We start from the raw sequence: 18,337 nt of genomic DNA, 5'->3' as shown, positions 1-18,337 counted from the left end.
ATCATGTACCGTGTAATGCTCGTAGACGATGAAGCCGGTGTTCGCAATAGCATCCGGGCGAAGATCGATTGGGAGAGTGCCGGATTCGTCATCGCTTACGAAGCGTCCGGTGGAGAGGAAGCACTCCGTATGCTTGCCGAGGCGGTGGTTCGTCCGGATATCGTCATCTCGGACATTCGGATGCCGAAAATGGACGGGATCACCTTCATCCGAGCTTGCAAGGAGGCCTATCCGGAACTGCGTGTCATCGTCTTGTCCGGCTATTCGGACTTCAATTATATGAAGTCGGCCATCCAGCTCGGCGTCAAGGATTACCTGCTGAAGCCTGTAGTCCGGGCGGAGCTCTCATCGCTGCTCGGGAAGCTGGCGGGCGAGTTGAAGGAGGAACGACTGCTGGAAGGCGAGCGCCAGCGAGAGAAGGTTCAGCGTAACCAGCAGCTGCGGCAAATGCAGGAGCATTTCCTCCTTCAATTGGTCAAAGAGGAAGGCGTAAGCGAGTCTGCGGTGAGGGATCGACTGCACCATTTGCAGCTAGCCAAGCTGGACGGCGAAGCGCTAAGCCTACGCTTTGCGACACTAGAGATGCGCTTGCCACCGGGGCGGCTGAGAAGCTGGGAGGGACGCCGCGATCTGCTGCAGCTGGCATTCCGAATGCTCTGCCGGGAGACGGCCGAAAAGCGGGAGGGCGTGTACCCATTCTATGACGTGGGGCACCCGTCGATGATGTTTTTCCTGCTGGTGGACACGGGAAGCAAGGAGTCTGGGGACGCAGCCGCGGAGCAGTTCGTTCGCGAGCTGAGGCGCAATGCGGCGACGTACCTGCGGCTTGAGAGCGTCGGCGGCATAGGCGAGCCCGTGCGAGGGTGGCGCGAAGCGAAGAACGGCTATGCCAGCTGTATGCTGGCCTGGAGCCGCGGGACGATCGATGGATCGGCCGCTGCTTCGACCCAGCAGGAAGTACTGGATTGGACGCAGTCATTCACGGCTGAGACGGAGCGAAGGCTGATTCAGGCGATCGAGACACTGGATCGGCAAGCTTTTTCTGCTCAACTGCTCGAGCTGTTCCCGTCGAATCGAGACATGCCGATGTTCGCCTTCACCTTCCTGGCGCTGAGGGTCATTCTAACCTTCGGTTCGCTTGCGAAAAAGTTCGAACTAGGCGATACCTCGCTTCAACAGGTGCTATGGAATTGCCAAGCTTCGATTGCGACCTATCGGAGTCGGGGAGAGGTACTTGCGCAAATTGAACGGCTCGCCGATCTGGTCATGGGTGCGGTGCGAAGCAGCCGGACCTCCAGCGGACAGCTGCAGGCGGAGGCGGTCCGCAAGTATGTGGACGAGAATTATCCTTACGAGTTGACGCTGTCTCAGTTGGCCAGCATGTTTCACATGAACGAGACTTACCTGTCGGGCTTGTTCAAACAGAACGCGGGCGTTACGTTCAGCGACTATTTGACGCGGCTACGGATGACGCGCGCCGCCGAGCTGCTGAGCGGGACAGATCTGAAGCTGACGGATATCGCGATGCTGGTTGGCTACTCCAGCTCCAGCTATTTCAGCACCTCTTTTAGAAAGTATTACGGCTGCAGCCCTAAGGAATACCGGGAGAAGCGGCAGACAACGAATGAGAGCTAACGGCTTCTATAGAAGAAGTCATCCCTCCCCATTATTCGCTGATTCCTCCCCCCACCCAGCATTTTAAAAGTTGCTCCCCGAGCATAGTGAAAGTCTTGGCCCTTCCCGCAGCCTTACAATGGAGGCAATCGAAACAAACATGGAAAGCCGCGGGAAGGAAGGATTCGACATGACAAACACGAACACGAGGCAAGACAACCGCCAATCCGAGCATGAGGAGGCGCTTAAGATAGCGGAGGAAGCGGTACAGGCCGGAGCCGCGCGGGCGGCGCAAGATCCGTTCCGCCTGCGCTATCACCTGATGGCGCCTTCGGGCTGGATGAACGATCCGAACGGACTTATTCATTTTAAAGGCGAGTACCATGCCTTCTACCAACATTTCCCATTTGGTGATTATCAAGGCCCGATGTACTGGGGACATGCGGTCAGCCGGGACTTGGTACGGTGGGAGCATCGCCCGGTTGCCCTTGCGCCGACGGAGCCCTACGAGTTCGGTTCGCCCGAAGGCGGCTGTGGTTGCTGGTCGGGCAGCGCGGTGGAGCACGAGGGGCAATTGGTGCTTTTCTATACCGCACACGTCGATGGGCGTACCCCGGAGGAAGTGCAGGCTATGGCGACGAGCAAGGATGGAATCCGCTTCGTTAAGCATCCGGTGCCGGTCATTCAAGGCAGTCCGGACGGTGAATGCTTCGGCTTTCGCGACCCGAAGGTGTGGGAGCATGAAGGGCGCTGGTATATGGTCATTGGCTCAGGTAAAAACGGCCGCGGCCGCGCCCTCCTATACGAGTCGCCCAACCTTTTGGATTGGTCGTACCGGGGTGTTGCGGCGGAGAGCGACGGGACGCAGGGAGATATGTGGGAATGCCCGGATTTGTTCCCGCTAGGCGGCAAGTACGTCCTAATCGTTTCACCGATGAACATGAACGGCGTCAAAAATCTCTATATGATCGGCGAGATGGACTTCGCGGCAGGTCGTTTTATCCCCGAGAGCAGCGGCATCATCGATGACGGACCGGACTTCTATGCCGCGCAGACGATGAGGGACAGCAACGGACGCCGCATCCTGATCGCCTGGATGGATATGTGGGGATCGCGACTCATTAAGACGGGACGCGCCTGGTATGGAGCTATGACGCTTGCCCGAGAGCTTCAGCTGACCGAAGATGGACGTCTGGCCTCGAGGCCAGTAGAGGAACTAGCTTCTCTTCGAGGACAAGAGATTTCGAAATTAGACAACGGACTCCGTCTGCAGCCTGGCGAAGAACAAATCTGGTTGCTGCCGCCCGCCTTTGAATGGCAAGCCGATATTGATCTGTCTGCAACAGAGGCGCAGGAGCTTCGGATTGTAATTAGCGGAGCGTGCGAGGATTTATCCGACGCTGAGTCCGTAAAGACTTCGCGGTCCGTCACCGATCAACAAACTAAGATCCGCTGGCTGGCTGCACAGCGCCGCATCGAATTGAACCGCAACGAGTCGGGTATTGGCGATCCCGGCGTGTACGTATCCGACCTTCCGGCTTCTGCCGCCGCTCGCCTGAGCCTCCGTCTGTTCTCAGATAACTCGTCCATAGAGTTGTTTGTCAACGATGGAGATCGAGTATTGACCAGCCGCATTTATCCTTTGGCTTCAGGCCGCAGACTGGAGCTTCAGGCGGTGGKAGGAACCATTGTATTCGAAGCCATGCGGCTCTGGAATATGGATGGTCTGGAGGTTAAGTAATGAACGGGATTCCGAAAAAGTTCATATCGCCCTTGGCGACGATCGTTATCGGCACCGTGGTTGTGCTCGCGATAGGAGGAGCGATCTGGATGTCTTTCCACTCCGATTCAATTAAAGGTTCCGCTGGAGAAACCAACAAGGCGGAGGAAATCTACGCGCCGCCTGCACCTTTCCGATTCAACCCGACAGCGAATTATTACACGGAACGCTATCGCCCGCAGTACCACTTAAGTGTCGAGACCGGCAACATGAGTGATCCGAACGGCATGGTGTATTACGAGGGCGAGTACCACCAGTTTTACCAGAACAGCGGTCAGTGGGGACATGCGGTCAGTCAGGATCTCGTGCATTGGGAGCATCTTCCGGTCGCCTTGATTCGCGATGATCTCGGCGAAATATGGTCGGGCAGCGCGGTTGTGGACTGGAACGATACGAGCGGTTTTTTCCAAGGGAAATCCGGGCTGGTTGCAATCTTTACGCATTTTCAGAGCGGCGTGCAGTCGCAGAGCATCGCGTACAGCAGCGACCGCGGCCGCACCTGGACAAAGTATGAGGGTAATCCGGTCATTCCGAATCCCGGACTCAAGGATTTCCGCGATCCGAAGGTTATCTGGCACGAAGCGAGCAAGCGTTGGATCATGGTGGTATCAGTCGACAATCATGTGAGATTCTACTCATCGCCCGATCTCCGAAACTGGACCGAGACAGGCGAATTCGGCATAAATCAAGGTTCGCATGCCGCCGTATGGGAATGTCCGGATCTGTTCGAGCTTCCGGTAGACGGCAATGGTAAGCGCAAGTGGGTGTTGACGCTGAGCGTCGGCAACAACGAGGCGACCAAAGGCTCGACAGCGCAATATTTCATCGGAGAGTTCGACGGCAAAACCTTCCATAATGATAATCCCGCCGATACGGTGTTGTGGACGGATTACGGTAAGGACTTCTATGCGGCGGTCTCGTATTCGGACATCCCGGAGAAGGACGGACGGCGCATCTGGCTCGGCTGGATGTCCAACTGGCGTTACCCGTTCACGATGCCGACCGATCCTTGGAAAGGCAACATGTCCGTTCCCCGCGAGCTTACACTTCGCGATATTCCTGGTGAAGGAATCCGTCTCATTCAACAACCAGTCAAGGAACTTGATTCGCTGCGCGGCACCGCACTTAAGCTCGAAGAGCAGCAGCTCGCGGCCAACTCGAACGCGTTCGGGAAGTGGCGCGGAACCTCTTATGAACTGGACACGACCTTCACCGTTTCGGCTGATGCAGCGTTTGCGCTCAAGGTAAGGACAGATGGTACGGGGGCGGAGGAAACCAGCATCCGCTACAATGCCGCAGCAGGAACACTTACAGTCGACCGTTCGAAATCTGGCGCTGTTTCGTTCGAGCCAGGCTTCGCGGAGAGCTTTGCGGCTCCGGTTAAGCCGTCTGCAGACGGAAGGTTGCCTCTTCGGATCTATGTAGACGAAGATACGCTCGAAGTGTTTGCTGAAGACGGCGCGAAGGTGCTATCCGCCATCGTGTTCCCCGAGCCGACAAGCAATGGCTTGTCGCTAGAACTTGAGCGGGGTAGTGTCAAGCTGGATGAAGCCTCATTCTACCCGATGCGCTCGGTGTGGCGTGACGAGAATCCTGATTCCAGCGTACCGAGCCGCATCCTCATCGGCAAGGAAAGTGTGGACGTGGCGGTTGGTGCGCATGTAACCGTGAAGTCGTCCGTGCTGCCGCTGGCCGCCCCCCAACAGCTCGAATGGGCGTCCAGCGACGTGTCAGTCGCTAAAGTGACGCGTGCAGCGGACGACAGCGGCGTTGACATCTCCGGTATAGGTGCAGGACAAGCCGACTTGATCGCGAAGACGCCTGACGGTAAAGTGACGGCGACGATGAGCGTGTTTGTCTTCGAGCCGTAAAGGGCGCTCGCTCTCTGAATCAAGTTTATTCACCCAAATTCACCAAACAGAAAGGAAGGGAAAACCATGGCACACACGGAGCTAGCTCCATCGATATCCAAGCGCCGCAAGGGAAATCCCTTCGGCCGGGCACTGCGCCAGGAAGAGAGAACGGCCTGGCTGTTCATCTTGCCTGCGTTGGCAGCGCTTCTGCTCTTTGTCTTCTACCCGATGGTCCAAGCATTCTTCATCAGCTTCCAGAACTATAACATGGTAGGCGGAACCCGGTCTTTTAACGGCATCGACAATTACCGGTCGCTGATGAATGACTCTGAGTTTCTGGCAAGTCTTCGGCATTCACTGTTCTTCGCGGTCATTGTCATCCCGGTACAGACAGCGATCTCGCTGGGCCTCGCGATGCTGATTCAGCGAGCCGGGCGTTTTACAAGCCTGTTTCGCACGGCTTATTTTATTCCCGTCGTGATCTCGACTTCAGTCGCAGCCACGGTGTTCAAGCTCATCTACAACAAGGATTTCGGCATCCTGAATCAGGTTCTCAAGTCGATAGGACTGCCGATGACGAACTTTTTATCCAATCCGGATACCGCGATGTACGGCATAATCATTCTCGGCATTTGGAAAGCATCTGGGTTTTTCATGATTATTTTTCTCGCGGGACTGAACAACATCTCTCAAGACTTATATGAGGCGGCTCGGGTTGATGGAGCAAGCCGAGTGCAGCAGTTCTTCCGCATTACGCTGCCGATGCTGAACCGGACGATGGCTTTCGTTGTCATTATGACGACGATCGATGCAATCAAGCTGGGTGGTCTCGTCTTCGTCCTCACCAATGGCGGACCGAATGGCTCCACTCAGACAGTCGTGTATTACATCTGGAAAATGGCTTTTCAGCAAATGCAAATGGGCTACGGCACCGCGGCGGCTTTTGTTCTGTTCGCTATCGTGCTAATCATCTCGCTTGCGCAAATGACCTACTTCAATAAGAAAGCTGACTACTAGGGGGATTATTATGCGGCAAATGGGATTTGCGCTTAAATACATCATGATGACACTCATCGCCATCGTCTGCATCATTCCGATCGTATGGATGGTCGCTGGATCTCTGCGTCCTTATGAGGAATTGTTCCAATATTCATCGAGCTTGAATTGGCATATGTTCGTGCCAGTCAAGTTCACCTGGGTGAACTACAAAAACGTTATTTTCAGCGATACGAATCCATTCCTGCGCTACATTTGGAACACAGTGCTCGTCGCCGGATCCGTAACCGTCATCGTGCTCGTCGTAAGCGCCTTGGCCGCCTTCGCTTTCGCGAAGCTGCGATTCCGTGGCAAGTCGATCGTCTTCCCCTTGTTCATGTCGGCGATGATTATTCCGGGTGAAGTAACGCTCGTGCCAAACTACTTGCTGATGAACAATTTCGGGTGGGTCAACTCGTACGCAAGTCTCATTGTACCTTCCTCGCTGTCGGTATTCGGCATCTTCCTGCTGCGGCAGTTTTTCGCGGACATTCCGAATGAGATTATGGAGGCGGCGAAGATTGACGGTGCTTCGGTTATGCGCGTGTTCTTGCGTATCGTCGTTCCGGCGGCCGTTCCGGCGCTAATAACACTCGGCCTGATGACGTTTCTCGGCAACTGGGACTCGTATCTCTGGCCCCTTATCGTCATCAACGACGAAAAGAAGCAGATGCTTCAAGTCGCGATTGCGTCGTTCTCTTCGCTGGCTGGTACCGATTGGTCCAAAATTTTGGCGGCTAGCACGATAGCAACGGCTCCGATTCTGATTCTGTTCTTGTTCCTGCAGCGCTACTACATTCAGGGCATCACGATGTCGGGGGTCAAAGGGTAATGGGACACAAAATTTACGATGTGGTGGCACTTGGCGAGTATTTGATCGATTTCGTGCCGGACGGCATTTCGGTATCGGGGGAGCCTTTGTTGGAACGCAACCCCGGCGGCGCTCCGGTTAATGTGCTGGCGGCGCTCGCAAAACTGGGCAACAAGACGGCCTTTATCGGCAAGGTCGGGCAGGATCCGTTCGGCGAGTATTTGCGGGATGTGCTGATCCGGCAAGGAATCGCAGATGAGGGGCTTGTGTTAAGTCAGGACGCACATACGACGATGGCGTTCGTACATTTGGACGAGCGGGGAGAGCGTTCGTTCCACTTCGCCCGTCAGCCGGGAGCGGACGCGCTGCTTACGGAGGCCGAAGTGCGGCTGGAGCTTACGAGCGGAACGCGCCTGTTCCACTTCGGCTCCATCTCGCTAACTTCGGAGCCTTCGCGCCAAGCGACGCTTTATGCAGTTGAGGCGGCGCGGCAAGCAGGGGCGATCATATCCTACGATCCGAACTGGCGTCCATCTCTGTGGGAGACCGAGGAACTTGGGCTTGTCTGGATGAAGAGCGGGCTTGAACAGGCTCACATCGTTAAGGTGTCGGATGAGGAGCTGGCGCTGCTGATGGGCCTTCCTGACGCCGGCACACTGGATATCGCTGACGGAGCCGAAGAGCTTGTCCTACGCTATGGGCTGGACGTTCTGCTTGTGACGCGAGGAGCAGCAGGAACGTATTATCGGACGGCGCGCTATGCCGGCGAAGTGGCAGCCAACCGCGTCGTCCCAGTCGATACGACCGGGGCGGGCGACGCTTTCATGGGCGCGTTTCTGCACTGCGTGCTCGGCAGCGAGACGAAGGCGGCGGACTGGAGCGAGGAGGAACTGCACAGAACAGTCGCCTTCGCCAACGCCGGCGGGGCGCTCGCTACCACTCGCAAGGGCGCCATTCATTCGCTCGGGACGCTGGAAGAAATCGAAGAGTTGCTTCGCGGAACACGTTAACCCCGAAAAGCCAGAGTCAGTTAGCTTACTCTGGCTTTTTTTTGCGCACCGTACATGTTTGGAGTTACGCGGTTACCTTCGGAACGGGACTAAGGTTGGTATCAGCACAACGACTGGTTACACGGATACAGGATTAACGGCAAACACGGCCTATGTTTACACAGTAAAAGCATCCGATGCAGCCGGAACCAATCTACCGCAAGCAACAGTTAGTATAGCCATTCCATCGAACAATACATCTATCCATTAAAGGATTAAGTTAAGCAATACTTGGATTGTATGAATCTAATCGGAAATTCACAATCTAGATTTAATCTCTGTGGAAAGGATGTGTATGGATAAATGGCAAATAACAAAAACTATAATCACAATCAGCATGATCATACCGATAATAATGGACAGCGGCAGAATGACGTTCATGGAGGCGAGCTTCAAAATGGACGTCTAAGCCAGATTAAAAATAGTAATCCTAATGGTGAAGCTGTGCAAAACGAATTTCTAAGTAAAAAAGAATAAGTTAGAAAAAACTACAAGCTGACTCCGGTTTAACAACCGGAATCAGCTTGTTTGTTTTACGCAAATATTATCCCTTATTCGCTCTCTGTATCAACGATTTCTTCCAGTACAGAGGACTGCTCATGGCTTGCTGCGATTATTTCCTGGTCCGTATGATTAGTGCCTTGAATCTCTTCAGCAGCTTGTGCTTGACGATTCAATTGCTTCTCTACCTGTCCAATTCCATGTGCACCTTGATGGCCGCGGCTAGATGTCAATTGATTCTCCACCTTCCTCATTATCATGCCGATGTTATCGACCTAGGTAGTATATCCAGTAGCTCTCCATTCCATCAGTCAAAGACATGGCTATACCAGAATAATGATGGGGAGAATCATGGGTCTTCTCTTGGTCTTAGTATATAAAAACTTCCCAACCGATTCTTTAATATTCTGCTTGTAGAGATTCCAAGGCTTGTGTAGATTTGTTTCCTGCAAAAGCTCCATCTGCTGCATCGTAATGCGATGCACTTCTTCCATTAATCCTTCCGATTCCTTAACAAATACAAAGCCCCGGGAAATGATGTCAGGACCAGATACAATCTTATTGTCTGATTTCCCAAAGGTGATGACGATGATTAAGATCCCATCTGCAGACAGTACTTTACGGTCGCGCAGGACGACATTGCCTACATCGCCAATTCCAAGTCCATCAACATAAGTATCCCCGTTGGTAACCCTTCGTTCCTGAAAAGCTTCTGATCCTGCGAAATCTACCACATCACCATTATTCAGGATGAAAATATTACTCGACTTAACCCCAACGGATTCGGCTAATATTCGATGCAAGTGGAGCATGCGGTATTCGCCATGAATGGGAATAAAATATTCCGGTTTCATTAAAGTAAGCATTAGCTTTAATTCTTCTTGGCTGGCATGACCGGAAACATGCATTCCTGTATTTGATCCTGAGCCATAGATAACCTTCGCTCTTCTCTCAAAGAGGTTATCCACGATACGAGCCACGTTCCGTTCGTTGCCGGGAATAGGCGAAGATGCAAAGATAACAGTATCTCCAGCAGAGACAGAAAGCTGCCGATGATTGCCGCTGGCAATGCGTCCTAACGCAGCCATTGGTTCTCCTTGACTGCCTGTACAAGCAACTACGATCTCATCCCGCTTATATTTATTCACTTCTGCCAGATCGACCAGCATATTTGATGGCATATTCAAATAACCCAATGTAGATGCAATCTCGACAACATTAACCATACTTCTGCCTGCCAAAGCGATTTTACGGTCCGTCTTAATGGCGGCATCAATAATTTGCTGCAGCCGATGCACATTGGATGCGAAGGTTGTTATGAATATCATCCCGTCCGCATTAACGAAGGCTTCGAGAATATTGGCGCCAACCAAGCGCTCCGAAGGGGTAAAGCCGGGTCGCTCCGCGTTGGTGCTTTCAGACAATAGAGCTAATACGCCGTTTTTTCCGATGTCAGCCATTTTGTGAATATCAGCGTACTGATTATTAACCGGAGTCAAATCGAATTTGAAGTCACCGGTGTGGACGACTGTTCCCTGTGGGGTGTGAAAGGCAATGCCAAGGCAATCCGGTATGCTATGGTTAGTACTGAAAAAGGTGAGAGGAACGCTGCCTAAGGTAATCTCGGAGTGAGGATCAATCTGATGCAATATCGTTGTGCCGAGCAGTCCATGCTCCTTCAGTTTTCCTTTTATAAGGCCAAGTGTTAATCTCGTAGCATAAATAGGCATGTTCAATTGTTTAATGATATAAGGGATACCGCCTATATGATCCTCATGACCATGTGTAACGACAAGCCCTCTGACTTTATCCTGATTTTCAATTAGATACGAAATATCAGGGATAATGACATCAATTCCTAATAAGCTTTCATCCGGAAATTTTGAGCCGCAGTCCACGACAATCAGATCGTCGCCGCTTTGAATCACATACATGTTTTTCCCAATCTCGTTTACTCCGCCAAGAGGGATGATCGATAATTTTTGATTATTCATTTTAACCTCCGTAATCTGAATAGTTATTTCCAATTGGTTTGTTTTTCCCAGTGTTCAACTGGTTTATTCTCGGCGGAGATTTGATTGGATTTACCCATTTTCTAAATAGAGATGCAATAACAGATATTCGCTTTATCCAAAACATGTTATTATTCTGGTAACGTTTATTTCCATTTTATAAGTCAGCCGCACGGGAGGGAGATTCAGCTATGAAGTTTGGAGTCAGTACATATAGCTATTATCAAGTGTTAAAGTCAGGGGAATTAGACATTCTTGATGTCATTGATACCATTGCAGAGATTGGCGGAGAGCATGTTGAGATCGTTCCCCTTGGTTTCGATTTGACTGAAAAGCTGATCCAAGATATTCGTCGTAAAGCGGATGAGATCGGCATTGATATCTCGAATTATTGTGTTGGTGCGAACTTTGCTGGCAAGAGTGAGTCCGAATACGAGCAGGAGATTGACAGAGTAATGGGGGAAGTGGACATCGCAGCTGCACTTGGAGTTAAGCTAATGCGACATGATGTTGCTTCGTCATCGGATACGTCAATCGGTAATTTCAATAGGGAGCTGCCCAAGCTGGCTGAGGCTTGCCGCCGAATTGCTGACTATGCAGCTACGAAGGGGATTACGACTAGTGTGGAAAATCACGGTTACTTCCTTCAAGCAAGCGATCGCGTACAAGCACTCCTTCATGCAACGGACCGAAGCAACTTCAAAACGACGCTGGACGTAGGGAACTTTCTCTGCGTTGACGAGGATCCGGCTTCTGGTGTTACTAATAACATGGCTTATGCTTCCATGGTGCATGTGAAGGACTTTTATGTACGTCATCCTGAAAGCAATCTTGCAGAAGGCTGGTTCCGTTCCTCCCATGGCAATTATTTGCGGGGTGCTATCGTAGGTCATGGAGATATAGACATGCGTCGTGTGTTAGGTATCGTTAAGAAATCTGGCTATGACGGGTATATTTCCGTTGAATTCGAAGGGCTTGAGCCATGTCTATTTGCAACGCAGCAGGGCTTGAATCAATTGAAAGCAATTTGGGAATCACTTTAAACTTCTATCCTTTATTGTTGTAAAGGGAAGCAGCAAGTCTGCTTCTCTTTTTTCTTATTTGAATAATTCATTCTCTCTAGGTATAATATAAGAACAAATGTTCCTGTTTTGTGAATGGAGGGAATTGAAATGACTGTTGAAATTAAAGAGATCCTGTCCAAGAGCATCCTTAGCGAAGCCAAGGGTTACTTAGATATTGGTTTTACCCACTCTCTTAATCCATATAGCGGCTGTGCGTTTGCCTGCAAATATTGCTACGTTAGAGAAATGCCGATTCAGAAGTTCAAGCAGATCCCTTGGGGGGAATGGGTGGACATCAAGACAAATGCGGCGGAGATCTACCGCAATGAAGTGATGAAGCTTCGCCGTAAAAACAAACCGATTAATATCTTTATGTCGTCGGCGACAGATCCTTATCAGCCTATTGAACGGGAAGCGGGTATTACCCGGAGGATCCTGCAGGAAATGCTGGAGTCACCGCCTGATCTCGTCCAAATTCAGACGCGAAGTCCACTTATTCTGAAGGATTTGGACCTCATTGTACAGTTGAAGGACAAATGCGATGTTCTTGTGTCCATGACGGTTGAGACGGATCGGGAAGATATGAAGCAGCTGTTTGCTCCCTATGCGCCGGGCATCAAGCTTCGTATGAAAGCGTTAAGAGAAGTGCATGCTGCAGGGATTATGACGCAGGCTGCGATTTCACCTGTGCTGCCGTTTACGCCTGATTTTCCGAAGACACTAGAAGGAATTGCGGATCGTATTTGGATCGACACCTTAAACATTGGGGACGGTTCATTGGGGAAACGATCGAAGCGGCTAGGCATGCCTCAGCTGTTTGATGACCATGATCTGACGGATTGGTATAGAAGCGATATTCACTCCAGGGTAGAGACGTATTTCCGCTCTTTTTTTCCACAAGAGATGATTCATGTTTCGAAGAGCGAAGCTTTCCCGTTAAAACCATAAAAAAAGAAAGACCACTGACAACAGTGGTCTTTCTTGGTCTTACAATTAATGTGCCCGGCTTGGTTTAGCCTTCTTCATCTCTTTATTATCTTTTTGATTCGCCGATTTGTTAAGCTCTGCAATCAGCTTATCGCCCTCCACGTCAAGGTTCGGAAGAATGCGGTCAAGCCATTTTGGCATGCTCCATGCTTTGTCGCCAAAGACAGCCATAATAGCGGGAACAAGCGCCATACGAACGAAGAAAGCATCGATCAGAATGCCGATGGTAAGGGCAAAACCGATCTGTTTGAGCATAATGTCTTCGGTTAGAATGAATCCGGCGAAGACGGATACCATGATGACAGCTGCCGCCACTACAACACGGCTTGCCTGTTGATAGCCATCGACCACACTTGAAGTTCCTTTGTGACCATGGACATAAGCTTCACGCATGGAGCTGACAAGGAATACCTGATAGTCCATCGCAAGCCCATACAGAATACCGGATACCATAATTGGCATAAAGCTGAGAAGCGGACCGCCGGTATCAAAGCCAAACAGGTCATGCAGCCAGCCCCATTGGAACACAGCGGTTGTAATACCGAAGGTAGCCAAGATACTAAGCAGGAACCCGATTGTTGCTTTAATCGGAACGATGATCGAACGGAATACGAGCAGCAAGATGATAAGCGACAGGATGAGAATGATACCGATATAGATCGGGAACACTTCAGCCAGCTTCGCAGACATATCAATGTTGATCGCGGTAAAGCCGGTCACGCCAAGCGTCACTTTGTTATTTTGCGAGATGTTGGAGTCTTGATCACGAAGCTCTTGAACAAGTTTGTTAGTTGCTTCGTCGGTAGGACCTGATTTCGGAATAACACTGATAATACCGATGTCACCTGTCTCGTTAATACCCATTGGAGAAACGATTGCGACATCATCATGCTGTTGAATATCCTGAACAAGCTTGCCTAACAACTCAGGAGTGACTTTGTCAGAAGAGCTTGCTGGTTCAGCAACTAGCAATAGCGGAGAATTGAAGCCTTCGCCGAAGCCGGCAGAGATGGCGTCGTAGCTTTGTCTTGCTGCCGTATCAAGGTTTGCTGTATCTCCAGAAGGCATACCTAATTTCATTTCGGCAGCTGGAATTGCGGCTGCGCCAAGAACAACGATTACACCAAGAATAACGAGCCAGCGGCGTTTTACAACCCCATTCGCCCAGCGGTGTGCCGTACCTTGACGGGATACTTTCCCTTGCTCTTTGTTTTTCTTCCGTGCTTTGTCTGAACAGATGCGTTCACCTACAAGACCAAGCAGTGCAGGCAACAAAGTTAAAGCTACGAGGACATTGATGAATACACTCGCTGCTGCGACAAGCGCCATGGCAGAAAGAAAATCAATATTCATAACAATCATGCCGCATAACGCGATAATAACGGTTAGTCCTGCGAAAAATACAGCGCTGCCGGCAGTACCAACCGCTCTGCTTGCAGCTTCACGTGCACTTAGGCCCTGATCCAGGATCATGCGGCGCTGACGGTTCACGATGAATAAGGAATAGTCGATACCAACAGCCAAACCAACCATCATGGCAAGTGCAGGAGTGATATCGGTCATCGGAATGAATTTGGAGAGGGAATATGCACCACCTACACTAATACCTACACCAAGAAGTGCCGTGACAAGCGGAAGGCCGGCTGCAACAACAGAGCCTAGTGTGATAAATAGAACGACAGCTGCAACAACAATTCCGATTCCTTCGGTAGCACCAATAGCCGGTTTACCTACAAGCGTATCGCTAGGTAATGCTTTGATGCCTAAGTTCGCTTGTTCAACAGCTGTAACGTCAGCAACAACAGAGTCGATAACTTCTTGTGGCAGTGACATTTGCTGAACGGTGAACTGGAATTGGAACAGTGCTACATTCCCATCGGAAGAGATCATGACGCCAGGGACAGGATTGCCATCAACCATCAGCGGACCATATGGAGCCTGCTGAGTCGCAGCTGCTTGATCTGTTTCTGTGCCTTGTGTTTTATCAGGAGCAGCAGCATCTGTTTGAGCATTAGTTGCCGTTGCACCTTGTGCCGCAGCTGCTTCAGCAGGATTAATAACATATTCAATACCATAAACATCATTGATCGCTTTCATAACGGCGGTTATACGTTCCGGAGTATCCAGACGTTCGCCCTTTGGAGCGGTGAAGACAACGCTTGCTTGACCGCCGGATGCTTCAGGCAATTCTTTTGCCAACTGATCGAGCACCTTTTGCGCTTCCGTACCTTTAATCTTCATCTCGGAGCTGGTGTGGATCCCGTTAATGCCAATCAGGGCGCCAACAATGCCAAGAATAGCGACCCAGGCGATAATAAAATGCCAAGGCTTGTTATAAGCGGTTTTGCCTATTTTGTACAGGAAAGTAGACATAACAGTGTGGTTCTCCTTTTTATATAGGGAATGATAGTACAGTACGACAACTTAGAAACCGTTCTTTAAAAACGTGAACATCTCATCCAAATATTGATCTAACAGGATAGACTCTGAAGACTCATCCTTCGTTTGACCGGGGAACTGGATATTGCTGCTTCCATACAGCATAGGCAGTGCAGCACCATACACGGCTCCAACAAGCAGTTGGATATAGCCGGTCGCATATTTGTCTTCGAACAAATTAATGAGTAATTCCTGAGCATCGCCTTGATGATGATGCAGAGCACTAAGAATATAGGGCTCTAACGTAGGATGCTGCTTGGAAAGTTTGACGAGCTCGCGCGTTTTTTTGAACAGGCCAGCGGTAAGCTCCATTCTGACCAACTGCTCCAATACCTGCAGCGGGTTGGAGTTCTCGGTCAAGCTCTCGATCAGATGCTGCACCTCATCCACATTGTTGAAGGCGGAGGCACCCATCACAACCGCTTCCTCCTTACAGGAGAAATGGTTCGCAAACGTTCTTCTCGAGTATCCTGCGCGTTGCACAACATCCTCAACAACAAAGCCATCCATTCCAAGTTCCATCGCGAGATCAAACGCGGCTTCGGCAAGCAGGTTAGCGGTCGCCTCTCTTTTGACATCACGCAAGCTTTGCTTGTTCATGGTTATTCGGCTGTGTGCCTTCACCTCTTTTCGAATAAATATCTCTATATCTTATATTATTGCCCATTGGGCAAAGATGCACAATGGGAAGAGTTTGACGGTTTTGTGGCGGTGGGAAAATACTACAAATAAAGAGGGGTTGTCCTCAAAGCCGAGTGGCTTATGGACAACCCCATTCGTATGTTCTAACGAATCGACATATTCTTATTTGCCCGAAAATGACCGATTTTAAAATCTAACGAACCGTTATATTCTTATTTGACCTTACATGCCCAGTCTAATAAGTATTTTGCCGAAATAGTGTTACTACGATTCCTTAGAATTCTAGTTTGTTTGATATAGGTCAAATAACGTTACTACGATTCGTTACACGTTGGCGGGTTGATGGGCTGGTTGGCTAGCGTGTTAGCTGGTGGCGGGTTGGTCAGCCGGTCGGTTGACCGGCGCTATACCGTCCCTTACTCCAAACCAAACCCAATCGTGTCCAGCCACTCCACGCATAGTTCAAACCAATGAGCCGCATGCGGGTGTGGTGTATGCACCTCCTGATTGCACATGGACAGGCCATGCTGTCCTTTATTGAAGATATGGCATTCGAACGATACGTTTGCTTTGCGCAAAGCGCTGATCATAAGCAGTGCATTCTCGACTGTTACTGCCTCATCATCCTCTGTATGCCAGATGAACGTTGGGGGAGTCTCGCTGTTCACGCGTTTTTCAATCGAGTAGAAGCTGGAAACCTCATCGTTTTCATGCGATCCACTTAAGTGATAGAACGATTCTCGGTGTGCAAATTCGCCAGAGGTAATGACGGGATACCCTAGAATCAAGGCATTTGGTTTTAAACGATCCCCGGTGTAGTTCAGTCGCTCCATGAGGGCGGGTTCATTCCACATCGTACCGCTTGCTGCTGCCAAATGTCCGCCTGCCGAAAAGCCGCATACGGCGATTTTGTCTTCTATAATCCGCCATTCCTCAGCATGCTCTCTTAGAATCCGAATCGATTCCAAAGCCTCAGCCATCGGCTGCATATCTCTGGCATCTTCCTCGCAGGAATAACGCAGAATTGCGGCATGATAGCCTGCATGGTAGAAAGCAATCGCCACCGGCTCAGCCTCTCGTTCGGAAACGAACCGATAGGCTCCTCCAGGAGTGATGAGAATAATAGGACGTGCTTTGTCAGTCCATTCTATAATGTCGTGAAGATAGACAGTCAAAGTTGCACGCTTACTGATTTCTAATTTAATCGTCTCCTGCTTCATCTACTTTTAAGCCCTCCTGTAAATGGCATTTCCAATCTATGAACTCCTTCAAGTTTAACGCAGATTCAGCAACGCTTCTCGCTCGATTTTGTGCAATTCAAGAGACTTGCGCAGATTTTGTCCTGAAGGATATGAGCCTATTCCCGTCTATGAACTAGATTCCGATCGCCATCGGCCAGCCTGCTTGGAAGTACCTCAAACCCAGTCGTATCAAGGAGTTCGGAATTCGGAATATGCTCAGAAAAGAGTCTATTGTGCCATGAGTTGCCGTCCCCGTATAGTGTGATTAGTCGACCTGGACCACCGGACCCAGTAAGGAACGGTTCAGACAAATGCAATTTCATAAAGAACATCATAGAGAGAAGGGATACACATGGATCGGAGCTTTGCACAAACAAAAAGCAAACCAATTCCAGCCATCAAACGCCGGCAGGCAACAGGAATCTGGAAGGATTATCAGCTGTATTTACTGATGATTCTCCCCATTGCTTATTTCATTCTTTTTAAGTACGTCCCAATGTATGGGGCAGCTATCGCTTTTCAGGACTACAGCATTTTCAAAGGAGTAGGCGGCAGCCCTTGGATTGGCTTCGAGAACTTCCAGGAGCTGTTCAAGATGAGCCAGTTTTATGATGTGGTGCGTAATACGCTGATGCTGAATTTTCTGGATCTTATTTTCTCCTTCCCTGCACCAATCTTCCTGGCGCTTCTTCTTAATGAGCTTCGGGTGCTCTGGTTTAAGAAAACAGCACAGACGCTCCTTTACTTGCCGCACTTCATTTCATGGATCATTATCGGCGGTCTTGTCTATCAAATGTTCTCCAATAAGGGCGGTCTGATCAACAACGTAGTCACTTCACTAGGCTTCGAATCGATTCCGTTCCTGACGGAGAAGAACCATTGGCTGTTTGTGTATCTTGGCACGGGGATCTGGCAAAGCGCAGGCTGGGGAACGATTATTTATCTGGCGGCTTTGACCGGTATTAACCGGGATTTGTACGAGGCAGCAGACGTAGATGGGGCAGGCAGGCTGAAGAAAATGTGGCATATTACGCTCCCAGGCATTCGGCCTACTATTGTCGTTATGCTGATTATGCAGCTGGGCCACATTATGACGATTGGATTTGAACGTCCATTCGTTATGGGCAATACCCTTGTCATGGATTATGCAGAGGTTATTAGTACGTTTGTCTATAAAGCGGGTCTGCAATCCGCACAATTCTCGCTTGCAACAGCAATGGGCCTGTTCCAGGCACTCGTTGGACTAATCTTCGTTATTGTATCGAACACCATCGCTAAGAAATTCGGAGAGCAAGGAATATGGTAGGAG

Annotated in this window: 15 protein-coding genes; 10 read left to right on the top strand and 5 right to left on the bottom strand. The window is 50.3% G+C overall.

Annotation, left to right across the window (positions count from 1 at the left end; genetic code table 11):
• Positions 1 to 3 precede the first annotated feature (3 nt).
• The 7 genes from AB4Y93_RS11420 (at position 4) to AB4Y93_RS11390 (ending at position 8,619) form a co-directional block, all read left to right on the top strand.
• Positions 4 to 1,635, top strand: coding sequence for a response regulator transcription factor (locus AB4Y93_RS11420; protein WP_441891954.1), 1,632 nt, complete (start codon positions 4 to 6; stop codon positions 1,633 to 1,635).
• 118 nt (positions 1,636 to 1,753) lie between these two features.
• The gene (locus tag AB4Y93_RS11415; RefSeq protein WP_441891952.1) at positions 1,754 to 3,355 is read left to right on the top strand and encodes a glycoside hydrolase family 32 protein; all 1,602 of its coding nucleotides are present in this window, start codon (positions 1,754 to 1,756) and stop codon (positions 3,353 to 3,355) included.
• Entirely contained in the window at positions 3,355 to 5,265 is a 1,911-nt protein-coding gene (locus tag AB4Y93_RS11410) for a GH32 C-terminal domain-containing protein (protein WP_441891950.1), read from the top strand. Before AB4Y93_RS11415 ends, AB4Y93_RS11410 begins: the two co-directional genes overlap by 1 nt.
• Positions 5,266 to 5,331: 66 nt before the next feature.
• A complete protein-coding gene (locus AB4Y93_RS11405; protein WP_441891948.1) occupies positions 5,332 to 6,264 on the top strand; it encodes a carbohydrate ABC transporter permease in 933 nt (310 codons plus the stop codon).
• 10 nt (positions 6,265 to 6,274) lie between these two features.
• Positions 6,275 to 7,114, top strand: a complete 840-nt coding sequence (locus tag AB4Y93_RS11400; protein WP_441891946.1) for a carbohydrate ABC transporter permease — start codon at positions 6,275 to 6,277, stop codon at positions 7,112 to 7,114.
• On the top strand, positions 7,114 to 8,103 hold the full coding sequence (locus AB4Y93_RS11395) for a carbohydrate kinase family protein (protein ID WP_441891944.1): 990 nt from the start codon (positions 7,114 to 7,116) through the stop codon (positions 8,101 to 8,103). The genes AB4Y93_RS11400 and AB4Y93_RS11395 overlap by 1 nt, the downstream gene beginning before the upstream one ends.
• 342 nt (positions 8,104 to 8,445) lie before the next feature.
• Positions 8,446 to 8,619, top strand: a complete 174-nt coding sequence (locus tag AB4Y93_RS11390; RefSeq protein WP_441891942.1) for a hypothetical protein — start codon at positions 8,446 to 8,448, stop codon at positions 8,617 to 8,619.
• 74 nt (positions 8,620 to 8,693) lie between these two features.
• On the opposite strand, the gene AB4Y93_RS11385 is transcribed toward AB4Y93_RS11390, so the two are convergent.
• A complete protein-coding gene (locus AB4Y93_RS11385) occupies positions 8,694 to 8,876 on the bottom strand; it encodes a hypothetical protein (protein ID WP_441891940.1) in 183 nt (60 codons plus the stop codon).
• A gap of 90 nt (positions 8,877 to 8,966) precedes the next feature.
• Positions 8,967 to 10,637 (bottom strand): ribonuclease J, encoded by a 1,671-nt coding sequence (locus tag AB4Y93_RS11380; RefSeq protein WP_441891938.1) that lies wholly within the window; start codon positions 10,635 to 10,637, stop codon positions 8,967 to 8,969.
• Between the two features lie 209 nt (positions 10,638 to 10,846).
• Between AB4Y93_RS11380 and AB4Y93_RS11375 the strand changes: the two genes are divergently transcribed.
• Positions 10,847 to 11,698 carry a sugar phosphate isomerase/epimerase family protein gene (locus AB4Y93_RS11375; protein WP_441891936.1) on the top strand — a complete coding sequence of 284 codons (852 nt, stop codon included), beginning with the start codon at positions 10,847 to 10,849 and terminating at the stop codon, positions 11,696 to 11,698.
• Between the two features lie 129 nt (positions 11,699 to 11,827).
• Entirely contained in the window at positions 11,828 to 12,667 is an 840-nt protein-coding gene (locus tag AB4Y93_RS11370) for an SPL family radical SAM protein (RefSeq protein WP_441891934.1), read from the top strand.
• A 45-nt stretch (positions 12,668 to 12,712) separates the two neighbouring features.
• Here AB4Y93_RS11370 and AB4Y93_RS11365 read toward each other — a convergent pair whose 3' ends face one another.
• The 3 genes from AB4Y93_RS11365 to AB4Y93_RS11355 all read right to left on the bottom strand — a co-directional run bounded on the left by AB4Y93_RS11365 (position 12,713) and on the right by AB4Y93_RS11355 (position 17,007).
• Positions 12,713 to 15,079: an MMPL family transporter gene (locus tag AB4Y93_RS11365; protein WP_441891932.1), complete on the bottom strand. Its 2,367-nt coding sequence runs from the start codon at positions 15,077 to 15,079 to the stop codon at positions 12,713 to 12,715.
• 51 nt (positions 15,080 to 15,130) lie between these two features.
• The gene (locus AB4Y93_RS11360; protein ID WP_441891930.1) at positions 15,131 to 15,745 is read right to left on the bottom strand and encodes a TetR/AcrR family transcriptional regulator; all 615 of its coding nucleotides are present in this window, start codon (positions 15,743 to 15,745) and stop codon (positions 15,131 to 15,133) included.
• Positions 15,746 to 16,203: 458 nt separating this feature from the next.
• Positions 16,204 to 17,007 carry an alpha/beta hydrolase gene (locus AB4Y93_RS11355; protein WP_441891928.1) on the bottom strand — a complete coding sequence of 268 codons (804 nt, stop codon included), beginning with the start codon at positions 17,005 to 17,007 and terminating at the stop codon, positions 16,204 to 16,206.
• Positions 17,008 to 17,380: 373 nt separating this feature from the next.
• On the opposite strand from AB4Y93_RS11355, the gene AB4Y93_RS11350 reads away from it, so the two are divergent.
• Positions 17,381 to 18,334 carry an ABC transporter permease gene (locus AB4Y93_RS11350; RefSeq protein WP_441891926.1) on the top strand — a complete coding sequence of 318 codons (954 nt, stop codon included), beginning with the start codon at positions 17,381 to 17,383 and terminating at the stop codon, positions 18,332 to 18,334.
• The last annotated feature ends 3 nt before the right edge of the window (positions 18,335 to 18,337 follow it).

Origin of the sequence: Paenibacillus sp. YAF4_2, from assembly GCF_052113225.1 — a bacterium.
Lineage (GTDB): Bacteria > Bacillota > Bacilli > Paenibacillales > Paenibacillaceae > Pristimantibacillus.
Note: the sequence above shows the minus strand (reverse complement) of the source record. Positions and strands in the feature narration are given on the sequence as shown.